13 protein-coding genes and 1 pseudogene are annotated in these 16,131 nt (G+C 70.2%); 4 read left to right on the plus strand and 10 right to left on the minus strand.

Translation table 11 applies throughout. The annotated features are described in order from the left end of the window. Positions 1-60: 60 nt before the first annotated feature. The 5 genes from AC5DRG_RS27610 to AC5DRG_RS27630 form a co-directional block, all read right to left on the minus strand. Positions 61-1,725, minus strand: coding sequence for a nuclease/transposase family protein (locus AC5DRG_RS27610; protein ID WP_491802138.1), 1,665 nt, complete (start codon positions 1,723-1,725; stop codon positions 61-63). A gap of 54 nt (positions 1,726-1,779) precedes the next feature. Further along, positions 1,780-2,436 carry an IS607 family transposase gene (locus AC5DRG_RS27615; RefSeq protein WP_491802139.1) on the minus strand — a complete coding sequence of 219 codons (657 nt, stop codon included), beginning with the start codon at positions 2,434-2,436 and terminating at the stop codon, positions 1,780-1,782. 158 nt (positions 2,437-2,594) lie between these two features. Next, positions 2,595-2,684 (minus strand): hypothetical protein, encoded by a 90-nt coding sequence (locus AC5DRG_RS27620; RefSeq protein WP_491802140.1) that lies wholly within the window; start codon positions 2,682-2,684, stop codon positions 2,595-2,597. 286 nt (positions 2,685-2,970) lie between these two features. Continuing rightward, positions 2,971-3,144 (minus strand): hypothetical protein, encoded by a 174-nt coding sequence (locus AC5DRG_RS27625; protein WP_491802141.1) that lies wholly within the window; start codon positions 3,142-3,144, stop codon positions 2,971-2,973. Between the two features lie 277 nt (positions 3,145-3,421). Continuing rightward, the gene (locus AC5DRG_RS27630) at positions 3,422-3,877 is read right to left on the minus strand and encodes an ATP-binding protein (protein ID WP_491802142.1); all 456 of its coding nucleotides are present in this window, start codon (positions 3,875-3,877) and stop codon (positions 3,422-3,424) included. Between the two features lie 87 nt (positions 3,878-3,964). Here AC5DRG_RS27630 and AC5DRG_RS27635 point away from each other — a divergent pair, with 87 nt between their 5' ends. Beyond that, positions 3,965-4,696 carry a helix-turn-helix domain-containing protein gene (locus AC5DRG_RS27635; protein WP_491802143.1) on the plus strand — a complete coding sequence of 244 codons (732 nt, stop codon included), beginning with the start codon at positions 3,965-3,967 and terminating at the stop codon, positions 4,694-4,696. Positions 4,697-4,855: 159 nt separating this feature from the next. Here the strand turns inward: AC5DRG_RS27635 and AC5DRG_RS27640 are convergent, their stop codons facing one another. Further along, positions 4,856-7,066: a tetratricopeptide repeat protein gene (locus tag AC5DRG_RS27640; protein ID WP_491802144.1), complete on the minus strand. Its 2,211-nt coding sequence runs from the start codon at positions 7,064-7,066 to the stop codon at positions 4,856-4,858. Further along, positions 7,063-7,560 (minus strand): hypothetical protein, encoded by a 498-nt coding sequence (locus AC5DRG_RS27645; RefSeq protein ID WP_491802145.1) that lies wholly within the window; start codon positions 7,558-7,560, stop codon positions 7,063-7,065. The genes AC5DRG_RS27640 and AC5DRG_RS27645 overlap by 4 nt, the downstream gene beginning before the upstream one ends. Before the next feature lie 240 nt (positions 7,561-7,800). On the opposite strand from AC5DRG_RS27645, the gene AC5DRG_RS27650 reads away from it, so the two are divergent. After that, positions 7,801-8,367: a tellurite resistance TerB family protein gene (locus AC5DRG_RS27650; RefSeq protein ID WP_491802146.1), complete on the plus strand. Its 567-nt coding sequence runs from the start codon at positions 7,801-7,803 to the stop codon at positions 8,365-8,367. Positions 8,368-8,515: 148 nt separating this feature from the next. Beyond that, the gene (locus tag AC5DRG_RS27655) at positions 8,516-10,015 is read left to right on the plus strand and encodes an NCS1 family nucleobase:cation symporter-1 (RefSeq protein ID WP_491802147.1); all 1,500 of its coding nucleotides are present in this window, start codon (positions 8,516-8,518) and stop codon (positions 10,013-10,015) included. Here the strand turns inward: AC5DRG_RS27655 and AC5DRG_RS27660 are convergent, their stop codons facing one another. The 3 genes and pseudogenes from AC5DRG_RS27660 to AC5DRG_RS27670 form a co-directional block, all read right to left on the minus strand. After that, entirely contained in the window at positions 10,016-12,952 is a 2,937-nt protein-coding gene (locus tag AC5DRG_RS27660; protein WP_491813396.1) for a hypothetical protein, read from the minus strand. 645 nt (positions 12,953-13,597) lie between these two features. Continuing rightward, a pseudogene (locus AC5DRG_RS27665) lies at positions 13,598-14,287 on the minus strand (NACHT domain-containing protein); the annotation flags it as partial. Between the two features lie 179 nt (positions 14,288-14,466). Then, the gene (locus tag AC5DRG_RS27670) at positions 14,467-14,676 is read right to left on the minus strand and encodes a hypothetical protein (RefSeq protein WP_491813397.1); all 210 of its coding nucleotides are present in this window, start codon (positions 14,674-14,676) and stop codon (positions 14,467-14,469) included. 109 nt (positions 14,677-14,785) lie between these two features. Between AC5DRG_RS27670 and AC5DRG_RS27675 the strand changes: the two genes are divergently transcribed. Then, positions 14,786-16,129, plus strand: a complete 1,344-nt coding sequence (locus AC5DRG_RS27675) for a helix-turn-helix domain-containing protein (protein WP_491802148.1) — start codon at positions 14,786-14,788, stop codon at positions 16,127-16,129. Positions 16,130-16,131 lie beyond the last annotated feature (2 nt).

Here is a 16,131-nt window from a genome sequence, read left to right on the forward strand (position 1 = left end):
GGCGCCTACTGAGGCACTACTACTGGTACTACCGTTCCTGACCGAGTTGGCCAATGTTGGTCAGCTCGGTGGATTCCGGACGTGGTCCGGTTGCACCCCGAACGGTGTTGGGTGCTGGGAACAGCGCGAGTTGTCCGCCTGGGTCCCGGCAGGTCTTGTTGCCCTTGTCGGCGTGCCTGTGGTCCTGTGCGGGTTCGCGGTCCCACGCGCTCTCGGGATGAATACGGTCTGGCCGGTAGCTCTCCGCCCAGCGATCCTCTGGTCGCTGGTGGTCACACCTGGCCGACGCCGTATCCCGTGTCCGAGGGCGCGTCGTCCGATTGCCACGGCGGCACCGTGGTGCCGGGTGACGGTGGTCTTGGTCTGGTTCTGGAGCGGGGTCTGCCAGTGCTGGCCGCCCCAGCGGGAGGTGTAGGCGGGATCGACCGCGATGACGACGAGTCCGGCGTGGTGGGTCATGCCGCGCAGGCGTTCCCGAAAGCGCGCGGTCGGCATTCCGGCGACGGTGCGGCGGAACGTCTTGCCGCGTCTGCCCCGGCCCATGGTCTCGCGGCCGGTGGCGCGGGCGTCGTCGAAGCCGAGGTTTTCGATGACAATCCCGGCGCAGTCGTGCTCGCGGGCGAGGCGGATGAGCTCGGTGATCGCCGCACGGAGCCGCCCATCACGTCGGCTGGCGGGTCCGGTCAGGTCGGTGGTGATGGTCATCGGCGAGGCGACCGGGTTGCCGTGCACGTCCACAACGCAGACGGCGAGGTGGTCGGCGTTGTGGTCCACCGCGAGCAGGCGCGTGCTAGTGGCGGCCAGTTCTTCCGGCGTGGGCAGCACGGCCGCTGGGGCCGACCAGGAGGCGTCGAGGTACCAGCGGCCACGTACCGGATCACACACGATGTCGTACCGCACGGCCTGATGCCCGGTAGTCCGGTCCAGCCATTCCTCACGGCGGTGAGAGAAGGCGACGGCGCAGGTCAGCCGGTACCGGCCGCGCGGGGCGTTCGCCAGGTGCCTGAGCGGTTCGGGCAGCACGATCGTCACGCTGCCGTCAGCCGGGTCAACGGTGATCGTGTAGTTCCCGTACGGGGCTCCCGTTTCGCCATCGGCGGTCAGGAACATGCGCTCCGCGTCCCACCTGCGGCGCCAATCGTCTTGGGTGAGCTGGGCGTCGGTGAGGTGGTGGCGGACCCCGGCGAGCCGACGGCCACCCACCACGATCGTGGGACGGCCGGTTTCGATGCGCTGCTCCACGCGGGTCAGGCGGGCGGTGAGTACCCCGAGACGGCGTTGCTTCTGGGCGCGTTCGGCCTGGTCCGGGTAGCCGCGCACACCGTTGACGCGTGTACCGCACGGCACCGCGAGACGGTTCTTGATGATCCGAATAGCGCGGCGCAGGGAGGACCGCTCATCCAACAGGGCCCGCTTGGACAACTGGTACTGGTCCTCAGCGGCGCGGGTCATCGACCCCGCCCACCGCGACGACGCATGGACGGTGAGAGCCTTCTTTCGCTCGGCGCGCCGATTGTCCTTCATCGTCACGTCACCGAGGCGGACCCGCGCCGCGAGGTCCGCACGGGCGTGGTGGCCGAGATGCGAGCCGACCAGGCACAGGACCTCGGCATCGGTTGCGGGCAGGCGAAGCCGGTCCCTGATACGGGCACCGGACGGCGCGGCGACGGTGAACGGGGCGGCCAGGGTGCGCAACTCGCGCTTCTTCACTCGTCTACGTGCCACCGGCCGACCTCCTCTCAACTCATCTCCACGAGAGTATATGTGTCCAACTATGGCCTACAAGTCTGCTTCGCCGGCAGCGGACTTGACCGCCCGGGTCAACGCCCGCGCCTGCGCCGACCGGGCCCCGTACAACCGGCCCGAAAACGAGGTGACCACCGCCAGCATGTCCCGCACCAGATCGGTATCACCGGCCCCGTCCGGCTCTGCATCCCACCCGGCGATCTCCAACCGGCAGCCCCAGGAAGGAAGGACGACCTCCGCCAGCAACGCAGTCCCGAACCGGGCCAGCCGCTCCTCGTGGGTCACCAGCAGCACCGTCACCGCATCGTCCTGACATGCCCTCAAGGCGCGCCGCAGCCCTTTGCGCCTGTCCGACAGCCCCGAGGCCACATCGAAGAACTCCCCGGCAACCGTCCGCCCACCGGCAACCTCACGCAGCCGCCCCAACTGCCGGTCCAAGTCACCTGCCTGACGCTGCCGGTGGGAAGACACCCGCCCATACAGCACCACCGAGCCGGCCTCGCCCAACGCCTGCCCTCTACGTCTGGCCACACGGTCCAGATCCCCCACCCGGAAGACCCGGCGGCCACCGGGCGACCGCCTGTCCTCCAGCACCCCTTCGAGGGTGTAGCGGCGTAGCGTTCGTGTAGACACACCCAACCGCTTCGCGGCCTTACCGGCAGAGATCCAATCGTCTTCCCGCTCACTCATGTGAGGGACCCTATGACCTACAGTGGCCTACAACCGAACCAGCGGTCACCTGTCCGGGCCAGGGCTCCAAGGGCGTTCACGCCGACACCCCCGTCGCCTGGTCGGACGGCTCGCTGAAGGGCCAGTTGTACTGGGCGACCTGGAAGTGCTGACGACCCTCAGCCGAGGCCGTGCCGCGTCACCAGCCAGCTGATGGCGGTGAGGCGGCACACCGCGTAGTCGTATCCGACGGGCTCCCGCCAGTCCATCTCGTCGAGAGCGTCGAGGAACCCGAGGGCGTAGTCGGCGAGGTCCTCGCGGTGCGGCTGCCGGGGGATGAGCCCGGGGTGTTGGCGGCGAGCCGGTCCCTTATCTCCGCCACGTGCTGGTCCACGGCGGCCGTGAAGGCGGGCTCGAAGGCGAACTCCGCGAAGCGGGGCGCGAACGAGCTGCTGATTCTGGCCAGGGGGGACATGCCTCCACGGTAGGCGGGGTGTTGCCTACCATGGAGGGCGGTTCGTCATGGTTTACGTCACATGTCGTCGGCGCTGGTTTTCAGACGACGCCGATCTCCAGGACCGCCTGGCCGGTGACGGTGGTGAGCGGGTTGAGGAGACAGCCGGTCAGGCAGGACAGGGACTGGGGGGCGAAATCGTCCCAGTAGGCGGTACGGAAGACGGTGTCGCCCTCGGTGTTGGTGCACATGTCGACCAGTGCCTCGTCCTCCACTGCCGCCGACTGCGGGGTCGTGCTCAGGCCGGGAGTTAAGTCGGTGCGGTTGCTTCCCGTGCAGACCAGGTTCGCGGGTGCGGTGACGAGTACGGCGGCGGCAAGGTCCCCTGGATGCGAACCGAGTAGTTCTGCACCTCATCGCCCTGGCAGACGTAGGTCACCGTCCCGGCATGGTCCGCGTGCGCCGGGACCTGCGCGAAGGCCACCGCGAGGATGGTCGCCGCGCCGACCAGGCGACAACAGGGCGTGTGCGTGGGCGAGTTGGGTGAACCCGTCACACGAGGCCCGCGGTATGCCCCTGGCCGTTCATGCCGTCGCACTCGAACCACACCGTCTTGCTCCGCCCCGGCAGTGGATACCAGCCCCAGCGGTCGGTGACGGAATCCACGAGGAGCAGCCTGCGCCCGCCCTCCGCGAGGTCGTCGTCCACAGCTGTGGACGACGGCGGCCGGAGCGGCCGAGGGCACGAGTCGGTCACCTCCACCCGTACACCGTCCGCCCGCCGCAGCATCAGTAGCGTGGCCCGCCGGTCCGGCACATGCCGTACGACGTTCGCGAGCAGCTCGGTCAGTGCGAGCGTCGCCGCGTCGGTCAGCTCCGGCATCTCCCAGACGCCGAGGTAGGCCCGCAGGATGCGGCGCAGGTGCCGGGCCGAATGGTCACCGACGGTGAGGCTGAGGCCGTACCTGGTGTCAACGACCGCCTCTGGCTGGTCAGTTACGTGATTCACGTCATCAGATTGGAATGGAGTGATTACGCTCGGCAACAGACCGAAACCAACGCCGTCCGGCGTTCCGAACCGGGGGTGACCCGTCCCATGCCCAACATCCGCGAACTCGATCCCTGCGCCTCGCCGTTGGACTACTTCGGCTCGGAACTGCGCCGCTTCAGGGAGGCGGCGGGGCTGAAGCAGTGGCAGCTGGGTGAGATCGTCTTCTGCACGGCTTCGCTCATCGGCCAGGTAGAGACCGCCCACAAGGTCCCGACCCGCGAGTTCGCCGAGCGGATCGACGCGGCGCTGATGACGGACGGGGCGTTCTCGCGGCTGGTGGGGTTGGTTCTGCGAAGCCAACTTCCTACGTGGTTTCAGGCGTACGCGGACATGGAGGCGCGGGCGACGTACCTCTCCACGTATCAGTGCCAGTTGGTGTACGGCCTTCTCCAGACGGAGGCGTACGCGCGAGCGGTCCTGGCGACGGGGCGGCCGGACAACCTCGACGACCTGGTCGCCGCACGCTTGGAACGCCAGCGCATCCTGCGGCGAGACAAGCCGCCGGTGGGCCTGATCGTGCTCGACGAGGCGGTGCTGCACCGCCCGGTCGGCGGCCCCGAGGTCATGCGGGACCAACTCCGCCACTTGTTGGGTCTGCGGGACGAACGCTGGATCCGCCGGCGGCGACTGCGTCGAGGTCGCCGACCTCACTCCCCAGGCCGTGCCCCACATCGCCGTGCGCGACTCGAAGAACCCTGGGGTGGGCAGCCTTGCGGTCTCGCCGGGGGCGTTCGGGGCGTTTGTGGGGGCGGCTGTGCGTGGGGCGCTTTGATCTGAGCTGCCGGGTGGGTGACGGGAGTTGTGGGGTGACGCGCCGAGTTTTGGCAACGGCGTTGGCTTGACGACGGGCGCCGTCTTTGGCGTGGTCGGCGTCGGCTGTTGTCTTCTCCACGAGGGGCGGCTGAACGTCTCCGGCCTCTGCTTGTGACACAGGATTCAGAGCCGCTCGGCTTCGCCACCTTCGTGTTCGGCGATTGTAAGAGCGAGATTGCTTCGGACGGTTCGTGTCAGTGGGTGGTCTTCGCCCAGTACCCGCACGCTGTCGGTGAGGGTTTGTTCGTACAGCGGGATGGCTCGTTCCAGGTCCCCCGCGGACTCGTAGGCGCCCGCGAGGTTGTTGCGGGAGCCCAGCGTGTTGGGGTGGTCTTCGCCCAGTACCCGCACGCTGTCGGTGAGGGTTTGCTCGTGCAGTGGGATGGCTCGTTCAAGGTCTCCGGCTGACTGGTAGGCGTAGGCGAGGTTGTTGCGGGAGGTCAGCGTGTTGGGGTGGTCTTCGCCCAGTACCCGTACGCGGGCGGTGAGGGTTTGTTCGTACAGTGGGATGGCTCGTTCCAGGTCCCCCGCGGACTCGTAGGCGCCCGCGAGGTTGTTGCGGGAGTTCAGCGTGTTGGGGTGGTCTTCGCCCAGTACCTGCAGGCGGATAGTGAGGGTTTGCTCGTGCAGTGGGATGGCTTGTCCCAGGTCCCCGGCTGACTGGTAGGCGACCGCGAGGTTGTTGCGGGAGGTCAGCGTGTCGGGGTGGTCTTCGCCCAGTACCCGTACGCGGGCGGTGAGGGTTTGTTCGTACAGCGGGATGGCTCGTTCCAGGTCCCCCGCGGACTCGTAGGCGCCCGCGAGGTTGTTGCGGGAGGCCAGCGTGTCGGGGTGGTCTTCGCCCAGTACCCGCACGCAGGCAGCGAGGACACGTCGGAAGTGGCTGGTCGCGCGGGTGAGCTGGCCCTGGTTGTCGAGGAAGGCCCCGGTGTCGTTGAGGAGGCGCGCGGTGGTACCGGTGTCGGTGTCCCCGGGGGCGTGGTCGGCGAGGGCGTCGATGTGGGGGAGCAGGGTTCGCCAGGTGGGCCAGGCGGCAGGGGTGTCCCAGGTGGCGGGCACGGCGGTCTCCAGTTGGGCGGTGGCGTCCGTGCGGGCCTGGTCGACGAGGTCGGGCGCGCGGTGAGGGTCGTCGGCGTCGGGGGTGCGGGCGTAGGACTGGACGAGGCGGTGGACGGACAGGGTGGTGGTGGCGGGGTCGGGGGCGATCATGCTGTAGGCGGTCAGGAGGCCGAGCGCGGTGTTCAGGGTGGGCGGGTCGGCCAAGCCGTCCAGGAGGGTTACCGGGATCTGGTCGGGGGCGTACCAGGCCAGCACGCGCAGTAGGTCGGCGGCCTGGGGGTGGAGTTCGGTGATCCGGTCCAGGGTGACGTGCCAGATCCGGGCGATGGTGCGTTCGGGCGCGGTGATGCCTACGGCGCCGGTGCCGTACATCTCCGCCGGGTGATCGGCGAGCAGGGCGAGGTAGGCGCGGGGAGTGGTGAGCGGGTTCTGCGCGAGGTAGGCGGCTGCCTGTTCGACGGCCAGGGGCAGCCGGCCCAGTTCCGCGCACAGCTCGGCGGCGCCGTCCATGTCCCGCCCGGGTGCGGTGGCGGTGGCGGTGCGGGTGAGGAGGTCGAGGGCCTCGGCCTCGTCCAGGACGTCCAGGCGTACGACGGTGGGGACGTGGTGCCAGACGGTGGCTAGGCGGCTGGTGATCAGGAAACGGCCTTGCACGTGGGCGCGGGCCAGGAGTGGGGCGATGTCGGCGGGGTCGTTGACGTTGTCCAGGATCAGCAGCCAGCCGGTGTGGGTGGCAAGCCACTGCAGGGCCCACTCCGCGAGCGCCTCGATGGGCAGGGCGCCGGTCATCAGGGCCGGTTGGAGAGCGCCGGCCAGGTCCGCCAAACCCTGCTGCACGCCGGCGGGGGTGTCGGCGGTGATCCACCGGACGGGGGCGCAGCGGTGGGGGCGGGTGGCGGCCCAGTGCGCGGCCAGGGTGCTCTTGCCGATGCCGCCGAGGCCGTGCACGGCTTGGACGACGGCCCCGCCGGGGGTGGCGAGCGCGGCGTCGAGCCGGTCCAGTTCGCTCGTGCGGCCGACGAACAGGCCCGGGCGCACCGCCAGGGTGTCCAGCCCGGCCGGAGCGGTGACCTGGGCGGGGGGTTTCAGTGCCTCGGGGGGCAGGGACACCGCTCGGGAGTTGTCCCCGGTCAGTACGGAGGCGTAGTTGTCGCGCCCGATCGCGGCGGACCGCTCGGCGTTCGCCTCCACCCGTGTGCCGGTGCCGGTGGCTTCGATGACTTCGGTGGCGGGTGCTTCCGGTTGTGTCTCGGCCCGCCTGAACGGCCACCTCACGGCTGGGCGCCGCCAGGCTGCTCACCGGCGGACTGGTCGCCGGTGGACAGCGGGCCCGAGTTGGTTCCGCCGATGGCGATCGAACGGTTCCCGGACGCGGACACGGTGTCTGGGGCCGGTGGCGGGGCGGAGGGTTGACCGGTAGCGGGCGGGGTGGGTGAGGGCGCGGGCCGGGCGGGCGTGATGCCGTCGCCGGTGGAGACGGAACCCTGGTTGTCCCCGCCGATGGCGACGGCGCGCTCGGCCGTGGCCTGGACCGTGCCGCCGGAGGTCCCGGTCGCCGCCGGGGTCCCCGGGGTCCGGGTGGCGAAACCCTGGCCCCACAGGACGGCCAGCCCGCCCAGCAACGCGCCCAGGGCGGTGGCCACCGACCAGCGGATCGCGGGGTCCTTCAGCAGCGGCGGCAGCACGACCGCCCCGCACAGCCATACCGGCACGGCGAAGGCCGCGGCCGTCACCAGCCCCGCCACCGCCCATCTGACGTTCCGCCCCATGCCGTCCCCCGCTGTGCCGAATGCCCGTGTTCACCACCACGATGGCAGCAACACCCCGCTCCCGACCCGTACTTGCCCATACCGAGCGCACCAGGCCGGGCCACCGTTGCCGCCCCCGTCGCCGTGCGTGGCTCGGTCCGTCACCGTGAGTCTTCCGGCTGAGGTCCCTTGGTGGAACCTTTACCAGGACGTGCCCGTTGATCCGGTGAAACGACCAAGACGAGTACCGAGGTGACGTCAATGGCACTGTTCGACCGGCTCAAGGACCAGGCCAAGGCCCTGCAGCAGCAGGCGCAGGGCGGGCGCTCCACGACGACCGGCGGGCACGGACACGGTGGCGCGTCCGGCAGTGGTTCGCGCGGTGGTTCGCGGGCCCAGCTGGTGGGCGTCCTCAAGACGCAGCTCGGCTCCCTCAAGACCGAGCTGAAGAGCGGTGCGTACCGGGACGCCAGCATGGCGATGTGCGCGCTGGTCGCGGCGGCGGACGGGCAGGTGGACGCGCACGAGCAGCAGCAGATGGAGTCGCTGATCCTCAGCAACGAGGTGCTGCAGAACTTCCCGCCGGAGCAGCTGCGCACGCGCTTCCACAAGCACGTGGGTCAGCTCACCCGCGACTTCCAGCAGGGCAAGGCCGAGGCGATGCAGGAGATCGCCAAGGCCGCCAAGAAGCCGACCGAGGCCCGCGCGGTGATCCAGACCGGCATCGTGATCGCCGGTGCCGACGGCCACTTCTCCCAGGCCGAAGCGGCGGTCCTCAGGGAGGCCTGCGCGGCACTGGGCCTGTCGCCCGCGGAGTTCCAGCTCTGAGAAGCGAAGCCTGAGCCCTACACCGCTTTCGTGGGGGTGTTCGCAGGTTTGCAGGTCAGCAACGTGTCCGGTATCCGGCAGTAACAGCCTGCCCGTTCTCTTACGCCATCCGGCGCCATCGTGGCGGCCTGCGCAGGAAGAGAACGAGATGACGGACACGCAGCCCACGGGCGACACGGACACGAAGGCCGTGGCCATACCCGAGGGGTACTCCCCCCGGCTCTACAACGAGGACCTCGCCCCGGCCACCGAGCGCAAGTGGGGCGCGTTCAGCATCTTCAACGTCTGGACCTCCGACGTACACAGCCTCTTCGGCTACTTCCTCGCCGCCAGCCTGTTCCTGGTCGCGGGCAACACCTTCAAGTTCCTCATCGGCATCGGCGTCGGCTCGCTGGTCATCTACTACCTGATGACGCTGATCGGGAAGGCGGGGGTGAAGACGGGCGTGCCGTACCCGGTCCTGGCCCGCGCCTCCTTCGGCACGTTCGGCGCGAACGTCCCGGCCCTGGTCAGGGCGGTGGTCGCCACGTTCTGGTACGGCGCCCAGACGAGCGCGGCGGCGGGCGCCATCGTCGCTTTCCTCGTCCGCTACGACGGCCCGAAGAGCCTGCACGAGACGAGTCACCTCTTCGACCACAGCGGCCTTGAGGTGATCTGCTACCTCGGCGTCTGGGCGGCGCAGCTGCTGATCATCAGCAAGGGCATGGAGACGGTCCGCCGCTTCCAGGACTTCGCGGGCCCGGCGGTCTGGCTGATGATGCTGGTGCTGGCCGTGGCCCTGTCGGTGAAGGCGGGCACGCTCTCCTTCTCCGTGGACATGCCGGCCAAGGACCTCGCGGCGCTGGCGAAGAGCGCGACGGGCCTGGACGTGACGCCGGGTTCCTTCGCGGCGATCGCGGCCATCGCGGCGACCTGGGTGACGTACTTCGCCGCGCTCTTCCTGAACTTCGGCGACTTCGCCCGCTTCACCCCGGACGAGAAGACCCTGAAGAAGGGCAACGTCTGGGGCCTGCCGGTCAACCTGATCCTGTTCTCCCTGGTGGCGGCACTGACAACGGCCTCGGCGAGCAAGGTGTACGGCGAGGTCATCCTCGAACCGGCCGCGATCTCCGCGAAGTTCGACAGCGCGTTCCTGGTGTTGCTGGCCGCCTTGACCTTCGCGGTGGCGACCCTGGGCATCAACGTCGTCGCCAACTTCGTCAGCCCGGCCTTCGACTTCGCCAACGTGGCCCCGAAGCACATCACGTTCAAGCGAGGCGGCCTGATCGCGGCGGTCATCGCCCTGCTCCTCTACCCCCTCCACCCCTGGGACAACGCCCCCAGCTTCGTCAACGCCATCGGCTCGACGATGGGCCCGATCTTCGGCGTGGTCGTCGTCGACTACTACCTCCTCCGCAAGGCCCAGCTCAACGTCCCCGACCTCTACAAGGAGGACGGCGAGTTCCGCTTCCAGGGCGGCTGGAACGTACGGGCCTTCGTGGCGGCGGGCATCGGCGCGATCTTCTCCAGCATCCTGCCGACGTACGGTCCGGCGGGGTATGGGGCGGCGCTGGGGCCGTACTCCTGGTTCATCGGGGTGCTGGTCGCGGGGGCGATCTACTTCGGGGTGAGTGGGGGGAAGAGCCCGCTGGCACGCAAAGCCGCCTGATCAGTTCAGCTCGGGAAGGCTCCACAGGTTCAGTTCGCGGCGGCACCTGACCAGTGCCGCCCAGGACGCCTCCGGCTCTGCGGCGAGCTTGGCGCGGGCGGTGGTGAGGAGGTCCACGGGGCTGGGGCCCGCGGCGCGCAGCCGTTCGAGGTTGTCGGTCAGGATGGCGTCATCGGTCTGCGTGAAGTTCCACATGAGGGTGGCGCCCAGCGCGAGGAAGGTGCGCACCTGGGTCACCGCGCGCCTGGCCTCGTACTCGTCCGGCGGGACGGCCGGCGCGTTGGTGACGGCCGTCTCCCAGGTGCCGACGGTGACCGGGGCCTGCGACGCGTCGGCGATCCAGCGGGTGACGGCCGGGGCGTGATCGCCGGTGAGCGTGGTGGCGTGCCGGGTCTGCCCGGAGAGGACGGCACGGCCGTCGTCCTCGATGAGTTTCCCCATCAACTGCCGCATGTCCGTGGCGTTGCGCAGGGTGCGGTCGGTCGCGAGGCTCGTCACCGCCCGCAGCAGGTCGCGGGGTATGCCACCGGACAGCACCTGGCACAGCCACAGGTACGGCTCGGGCAGCCAGACGCCCCGCAGTTCGAGGAGCGTGCGCGCCTGGTCGAGGTCGAGGGGGCGGACGGCGACTATTCGGTCGAAGGCGCTGTCGAAGACGGTACGGACGTCGAGGACATGGCGGCCGAAGGCGGTGAGCGCGTCCTCGGAGACGGCGACGAGGAAATGACAGCCCCGGATGCCGAAGACCACCTTGAGGTCGTTGAGGAAGCGTTCGGCCTCCTGCGCGCTGCCCAGCTTGTCGAGCTCGTCGATCCCGATGACGACCCGCCCGCCCACGGCCCGCCGCTCCAGGGCGACCTGGTCGAGGAACGCACGGAAACGGGAGACCAGTTCGGGGTAGGTGAGGAGTTGCTGGGTGTGCTGGGTCTGGGCGCCGTCGGAGAGCTGAAGCCCCGCCGGTAGGGCGAGTTGGGCGTTGCGGGTGCGCATGACCGTCAACTGGTAGTGCAAGGTGCGGAGATGGAGGGCGGCCGCGGCCTCGGCGCCGTGTGGGCGGCGGGTTCGGGTGCGGAGGATCGCCCGCAGGGATCGCAGCAGGGGCCAGGCGAGTCCGGCCGCGATGAGCGTCCCGCCGACCGAGATCAGCACGATCCTCATGTGCTCCGTGATCCCCCGTGCCGCCGCGGTGAGATGGGGCCACAGCAGAGTCGCGCTGATCATCAGGACACCCACGGTCGTCGTCAACGCGGCGCCCACGTCGTGGAAACGGGTGCGGTGACGGGCCGGGTCGAAGCCCGGACGTCCGTCGTCCGCCGGACCGTCTCCGGTGACCTTGCGGCACACCTCCGCGAACAGGTGGATCAGGAACTCGCGGGGGTCGTAGGAGGTCGGGGCGGGGACCAGGACCAGCAGGTCGTCGGCGGCGGACGTGGACCCCGGGGTGCAGAACCGCTGCATCAGGCTCGACTTGCCCGCACCGCGCGGCCCGCTGACCCCGATGCTGGCACTGTCCAACTCGCGGAGGTGGAAGGCGATCTCGTCGGCGGCGGCGGTACCGACGAACTGGTCGGAGCGGCGCGACCCGGTGAGGCGGGCCGGGGCGATGGCGGGCAGGGAGGGTGTCGTACCCGTGTCGTCGGGTGCGCTCAGCCGGCCCCGGATCAGTGGCATGACGCCGTCGCGGGCCAGTGCGGTCAGCCAGGACTCGTGGGCCTGGAGGGCGACGTCGCGGTAGCGGGAGAGGGCGGAGGGGAGATCGGGCCAGTTGGCCGGGTCGTCGTCCAGGACGGCGCGGGCGCGGGCGAGGTGGGGGCGGGTGTAGAGCCAGGCCAGGGCGAAGGCGGTGGCGAGGGCTGCCGTGGTCCAGAGCACCGGTTGCCGCTGGTGCACGGGGAGCATGGGGGCCAGGAGCCCGGCGACCATCGTGTACACACCCATGAGGAGCCCAAGCCGGTAGGTCGTCAGCAGGACACGGTCCACCAGCGTTTTCTGCTTGGTCCATCTCTTGAAAAACGCCAGCGCCGTCAGGAAGAACAGGGTGAACAGCGATCCGAAGAGCGTGTTGTCCAGTGGGGGGCGGTCCGGGACGCTGATCATCCCCAAGGTCGCGTAGGCGACGCCGGTGAGGACCAGGGCCAGGAACCCGTAGCAGAGAGACGCCACCGGCAGTGCCCAGCCGGGGATGCTGACCGCGTCCCGGGTCCGTCTCCGGGCGTTCCGGTAACGCTCGTACGCCTCGAAGCCCTGGTCCGCCACGGACCGCAACTCCTCGTCGAGTACCTCGTCGGTCAGCCTTGCGACGAGCTCCGCCTCGCGGGCGTAGGCCTCGGGAGCGCCGTCCGAGGCGCGGGCCAGGTGCGCGACGGACTCCGGCAGGGTCAGGACCTCGGTGCGGATCGCCGCCCGGAACCGCACGGTGGCGCGGATGTGGGCCTGCCGGTCGGCCCCGCGGCCGCTGAGTGCCTCGCGGACCAGGTCGTGACGGAAGGCGTAGCAGCCGGCGCCGTATCCGTCGGCGGGGACGAGGAGCCCCCGCTCTTCGGCCTCGGCCAGGAAACGGCCCAGGCGCAGGGGCAGTTCACCGTCGAGGACGAGGCGGAGGTGGGCGATGCGGTAGCGACCCCAGGCGCTGCCCGTCAGCAGGGTCACGACGAAGATGCCGGCGGGCAGTGCCGCGTAGGTGGCCGCCGGGAGGCCGACGCCGTTGACCGTGAGTCGGTCCCAGGTGAAAAGGCCCAGGGGAAGGCAGGTGAGGACGGTGACCGCGTTCGATGCGAGGAGGGCGGCCCACAGGTCGCCGCGCAGATCGCCGGCCCGTCGGCCTCGGCCGGGTTCGGCGTCCGTGCCCGTTGCGGCGATCGTCGACCCGGCGAGGGCGCAGGCCACCAGTACGGCGAGCCACTCGTGGGCGGACGCCGTGTACGGGGTATCCCGCATGATGGCCGTGAGAAATAGGAAGGGGAGGGCGCCCAGAAAGGCGCCGACCCCGAGTCCGAGGAGCCGGTCAAGGACCCGATCGTCCGACAGGGAGGGGACGAACCTGGACCGACCGATGCGCCCGGGCCCCGGCGTCACGCGCTGGAGAGCGGCGAACAACAGGGAGACCGCCGGCGCCAACAAGGCGATCACCTTGGTCGTGGGTTCCAGGTCGGCCGCCATGAACAGCAGCAGGGGTATCCCCAGCAGCGCCGCGTTCAGATACCCCGTCACCCGCCACGAGCCGTACTTCTCCGCCATCCGCCACCACAGCAGCAGCCCGTCGCTCTCGCGGCCCGTCGCGTCGGTGAGCAGCTCAAGGCGGCTTCTCCCGGCCTTGCCGTACCGGCCCAGGATGTTCGCCGTGGGGTCGGCGGTGTCCAGGATCCGCTGCCGTACCGCGGCGGCGTCGGGCAGCGCCTCGCGGTCCGTCAGTTCTGCCGGATTCCGGTGCCGGGCGCCTTCGTAGCCGCTGACCGCGAGCGACAGGAGCAAGGGCGAGGAGAGGACCTCGGCCAGCGGCCCGCCCGGGTCGGCTTCGATGGCCGTCGCGACCGGCTCCCAGCGTTGTGGGGCGGCGCTGCGCAGACCGGCGGCGACGGCGTGCCCGGGCAAGGGCTGCAGCGTCACCGTCGTACCGACGTCCGTTCCCAGGAGTGCGGCCAGCTCTTGGTAGGCGGAGGCGCGGCAGGTCAGTACGTATCCATTGAACCCGGCGAGCCAGCGCGCCAACAGGGGTATCGCGGCAGGGCGTTGGGAGGTGGGGAGCTCGTCCAGACCGTCGAGTACGGGGATGATCAGTCCCCAAGTCACCAGGTTGCGGACGGTGTTCTGGCCGATTCTGTAGCGGTCGGCGACACGGGAGGTGAACCAGTCCTCCACCCCCTGGGACGCCGGATCCCATGATCTGAGGCCGACCATGACGGGCACGGGGGCTTCGGGCGACGACGTGTGTATGGCCCGTTCGGCCAGTTCGGCCGCGAGTTTGCTCACGGCGATCGTCTTCCCCGAGCCCGGGTCGCCGACGACGACGACGCGTTTGCGGTGGAGGGATTCGTAGAGCGTCACGAGGCTCTCGGAGGGCCCCGGCGAGGGTTCCGCGGGAGACGGCGGGCCGAGCCTCGCTCCCGGCATGATGCCCACGAGCCGCAGTTGCTCGGACTCGATCGTCACCACCCGCCGCCGCAGTTGCTCGGCGGTGGTGTACGCGGGAGACAGCCGACGCGCCGCACGCCGCTGCCACACCACGGCTGTACCGACCGCGACCGCGGCCGAGCCGACGACGGTCACTCCCATCAGCGGTGCGAACGAGGTGACGACCACCACGAACACGACGACCCCGCCCACCAGCAGCCGATCAGGTGTCAGGCCCCAGCGTGACCCTCTTGAGTTGACCACCGCCGCATCATCCCGGACCGCCGGATCTCATGGGGTGCCATTGCTCGCATAGCGCGACATTGGGCGGCATCAGCCAGTCAGCGCGACTGGGTCTGCGTCTGGGTCTGGGTCTGCTGCACCTGCTGGTGCTGCGGCTGCGGTGCCGGGTCCGCCGCCCGGGCCGGGCCCGCGTTCGCCGCGGCGATCAGGGCGGCGACGGCCACGACGGCGGCGCCGAGCCCTCTGGCGTAACGTGCGGAAGAGCGTTGGAGCACGGCGACCTCGCAACGGCAGTCTCGCAGCGACAAATAGGTAACTGTCGGCAGTGACGACAGTGGGCTGTTAAGCCCGGTTAATTCAGCGCTTAACCTAGGGGTCGGGGGCGTCGAACGGCAAGGGCCCCAGGGGGAGTTGGCAATGTCGGAGCGGGACGACCCGGAGATCATCGGGCGCCGGGTGCAGCAGCTGCGTGCCGAACGCGGGCTGACGCAGAAGCAGTTGGCCGAGCCGATGTACACGCCCGCCTATATCTCCACCCTGGAGGCCGGGCGGGTGCGGGCCTCCGACGGGGCGCTCAGGCATATCGCCGAGCGGCTCGGGGTGGCGTACGAGGAGTTGGTGACCGGGCGCCCGGCCCGCCTCGCCACCGAGTTGCGGCTGCGGCTCACCGAGGCGCAGCGGACGCTCTCCGCCGGTGATGCCGAGGAGGCCGCCGGACAGTACACGATCCTGCTCGCCGAGGCGGAGTCCCACGGGCTGGCCGAGGTACGGGCCGGCGCGCTGCTCGGGCTCGGCGAGTGCGGGGTGGACACCGGTGATCTGACCGCCGCCCGGCGGTACTTCGAGCGGGCCGAGGAGGCTCTCGCCGGCCAGCCCCTGCCCGCTCGGGTCCCCGCCCTGCGCGGACGTGCCGTCTCCCACTATCTCGCCGGTGAACTCCGTTACGCCGTCTACCTGTTGGAGTCCACCCTCGACGAGCTCAACCGTGCCCAACTGCACGACCCGGACGCGCTGCTCCTGCTCTACGCCAGCGCCATCGGCCCCTACATGGACATGGGCGCCCATGCCCGCGCCGCACAGGCGGCCGAGTTCGCGCTGGCGCTGGCCCCGCGGTCGGGCGACCCCGCGCTGGTGGCCCGGATGCACCGTTCCGTCGCCCGCACGCTGCTCGCCGAGGGGCGCATCGCCGAGGCCGACGCCTCACTCGCCAAGGCCGCCGAGCTCTACCGCCAGCTCCAGCTCCGTACCGAACTCGCCAACTGCCACTGGATGCGCGGCTACGTGTACGCCCAGAACGGCGAACTGGAGCGGGCCGAGGGCGAGTTGAGACAGGCGCAGACCATGCTGTCCGCCACCCGCGCCGCCCTCTACAGCAGCCAGGTCGCCGTCGAGCTGGCCGACGTACTGCACCGGCGCGGCAAGTCCGACGAGGCCGCAGCCCTCCTCCACGACGTCCTCGGCGATCTCTCCCCCGAACGCGGCGCCATCCACTCCGCCGCCGCCCACCGGCTCCTCGGCATCATCGCCGAGGACGCCCGCGACACGGAGACCGCCGAGGAGCACTACGTCCGCGCCCTGAGCCTCCTGGAGCGGGCCGGCGCGGTCGGTGACCTGGCCGACCTGTGCCGGCTGCTCGGCGATCTGCTCCGCCGTACCGGCCGAATCGAGGCGGCGCTGGACGCGTACCGGACGGGTCTTGGCCACCGTACGGCCCCCGGCACCACCACCCTCGGGCCCGCACCCGCACAGCCTCCTCTTTGACG

Source organism: Streptomyces sp. JLBG701, assembly GCF_058544905.1.

What these genes read in the sequence shown, in the direction of transcription:
- AC5DRG_RS27615 (WP_491802139.1), bottom strand. Translation starts at nt 2,436, where the DNA reads ATGAGTGAGCGGGAAGACGATTGGATCTCTGCCGGTAAGGCCGCGAAG.
- AC5DRG_RS27620 (WP_491802140.1), bottom strand. Translation starts at nt 2,684, where the DNA reads ATGGACTGGCGGGAGCCCGTCGGATACGACTACGCGGTGTGCCGCCTC.
- AC5DRG_RS27635 (WP_491802143.1), top strand. Translation starts at nt 3,965, where the DNA reads ATGCCCAACATCCGCGAACTCGATCCCTGCGCCTCGCCGTTGGACTAC.
- AC5DRG_RS27645 (WP_491802145.1), bottom strand. Translation starts at nt 7,560, where the DNA reads ATGGGGCGGAACGTCAGATGGGCGGTGGCGGGGCTGGTGACGGCCGCG.
- AC5DRG_RS27650 (WP_491802146.1), top strand. Translation starts at nt 7,801, where the DNA reads ATGGCACTGTTCGACCGGCTCAAGGACCAGGCCAAGGCCCTGCAGCAG.
- AC5DRG_RS27655 (WP_491802147.1), top strand. Translation starts at nt 8,516, where the DNA reads ATGACGGACACGCAGCCCACGGGCGACACGGACACGAAGGCCGTGGCC.
- AC5DRG_RS27660 (WP_491813396.1), bottom strand. Translation starts at nt 12,952, where the DNA reads ATGCGGGATACCCCGTACACGGCGTCCGCCCACGAGTGGCTCGCCGTA.
- AC5DRG_RS27675 (WP_491802148.1), top strand. Translation starts at nt 14,786, where the DNA reads ATGTCGGAGCGGGACGACCCGGAGATCATCGGGCGCCGGGTGCAGCAG.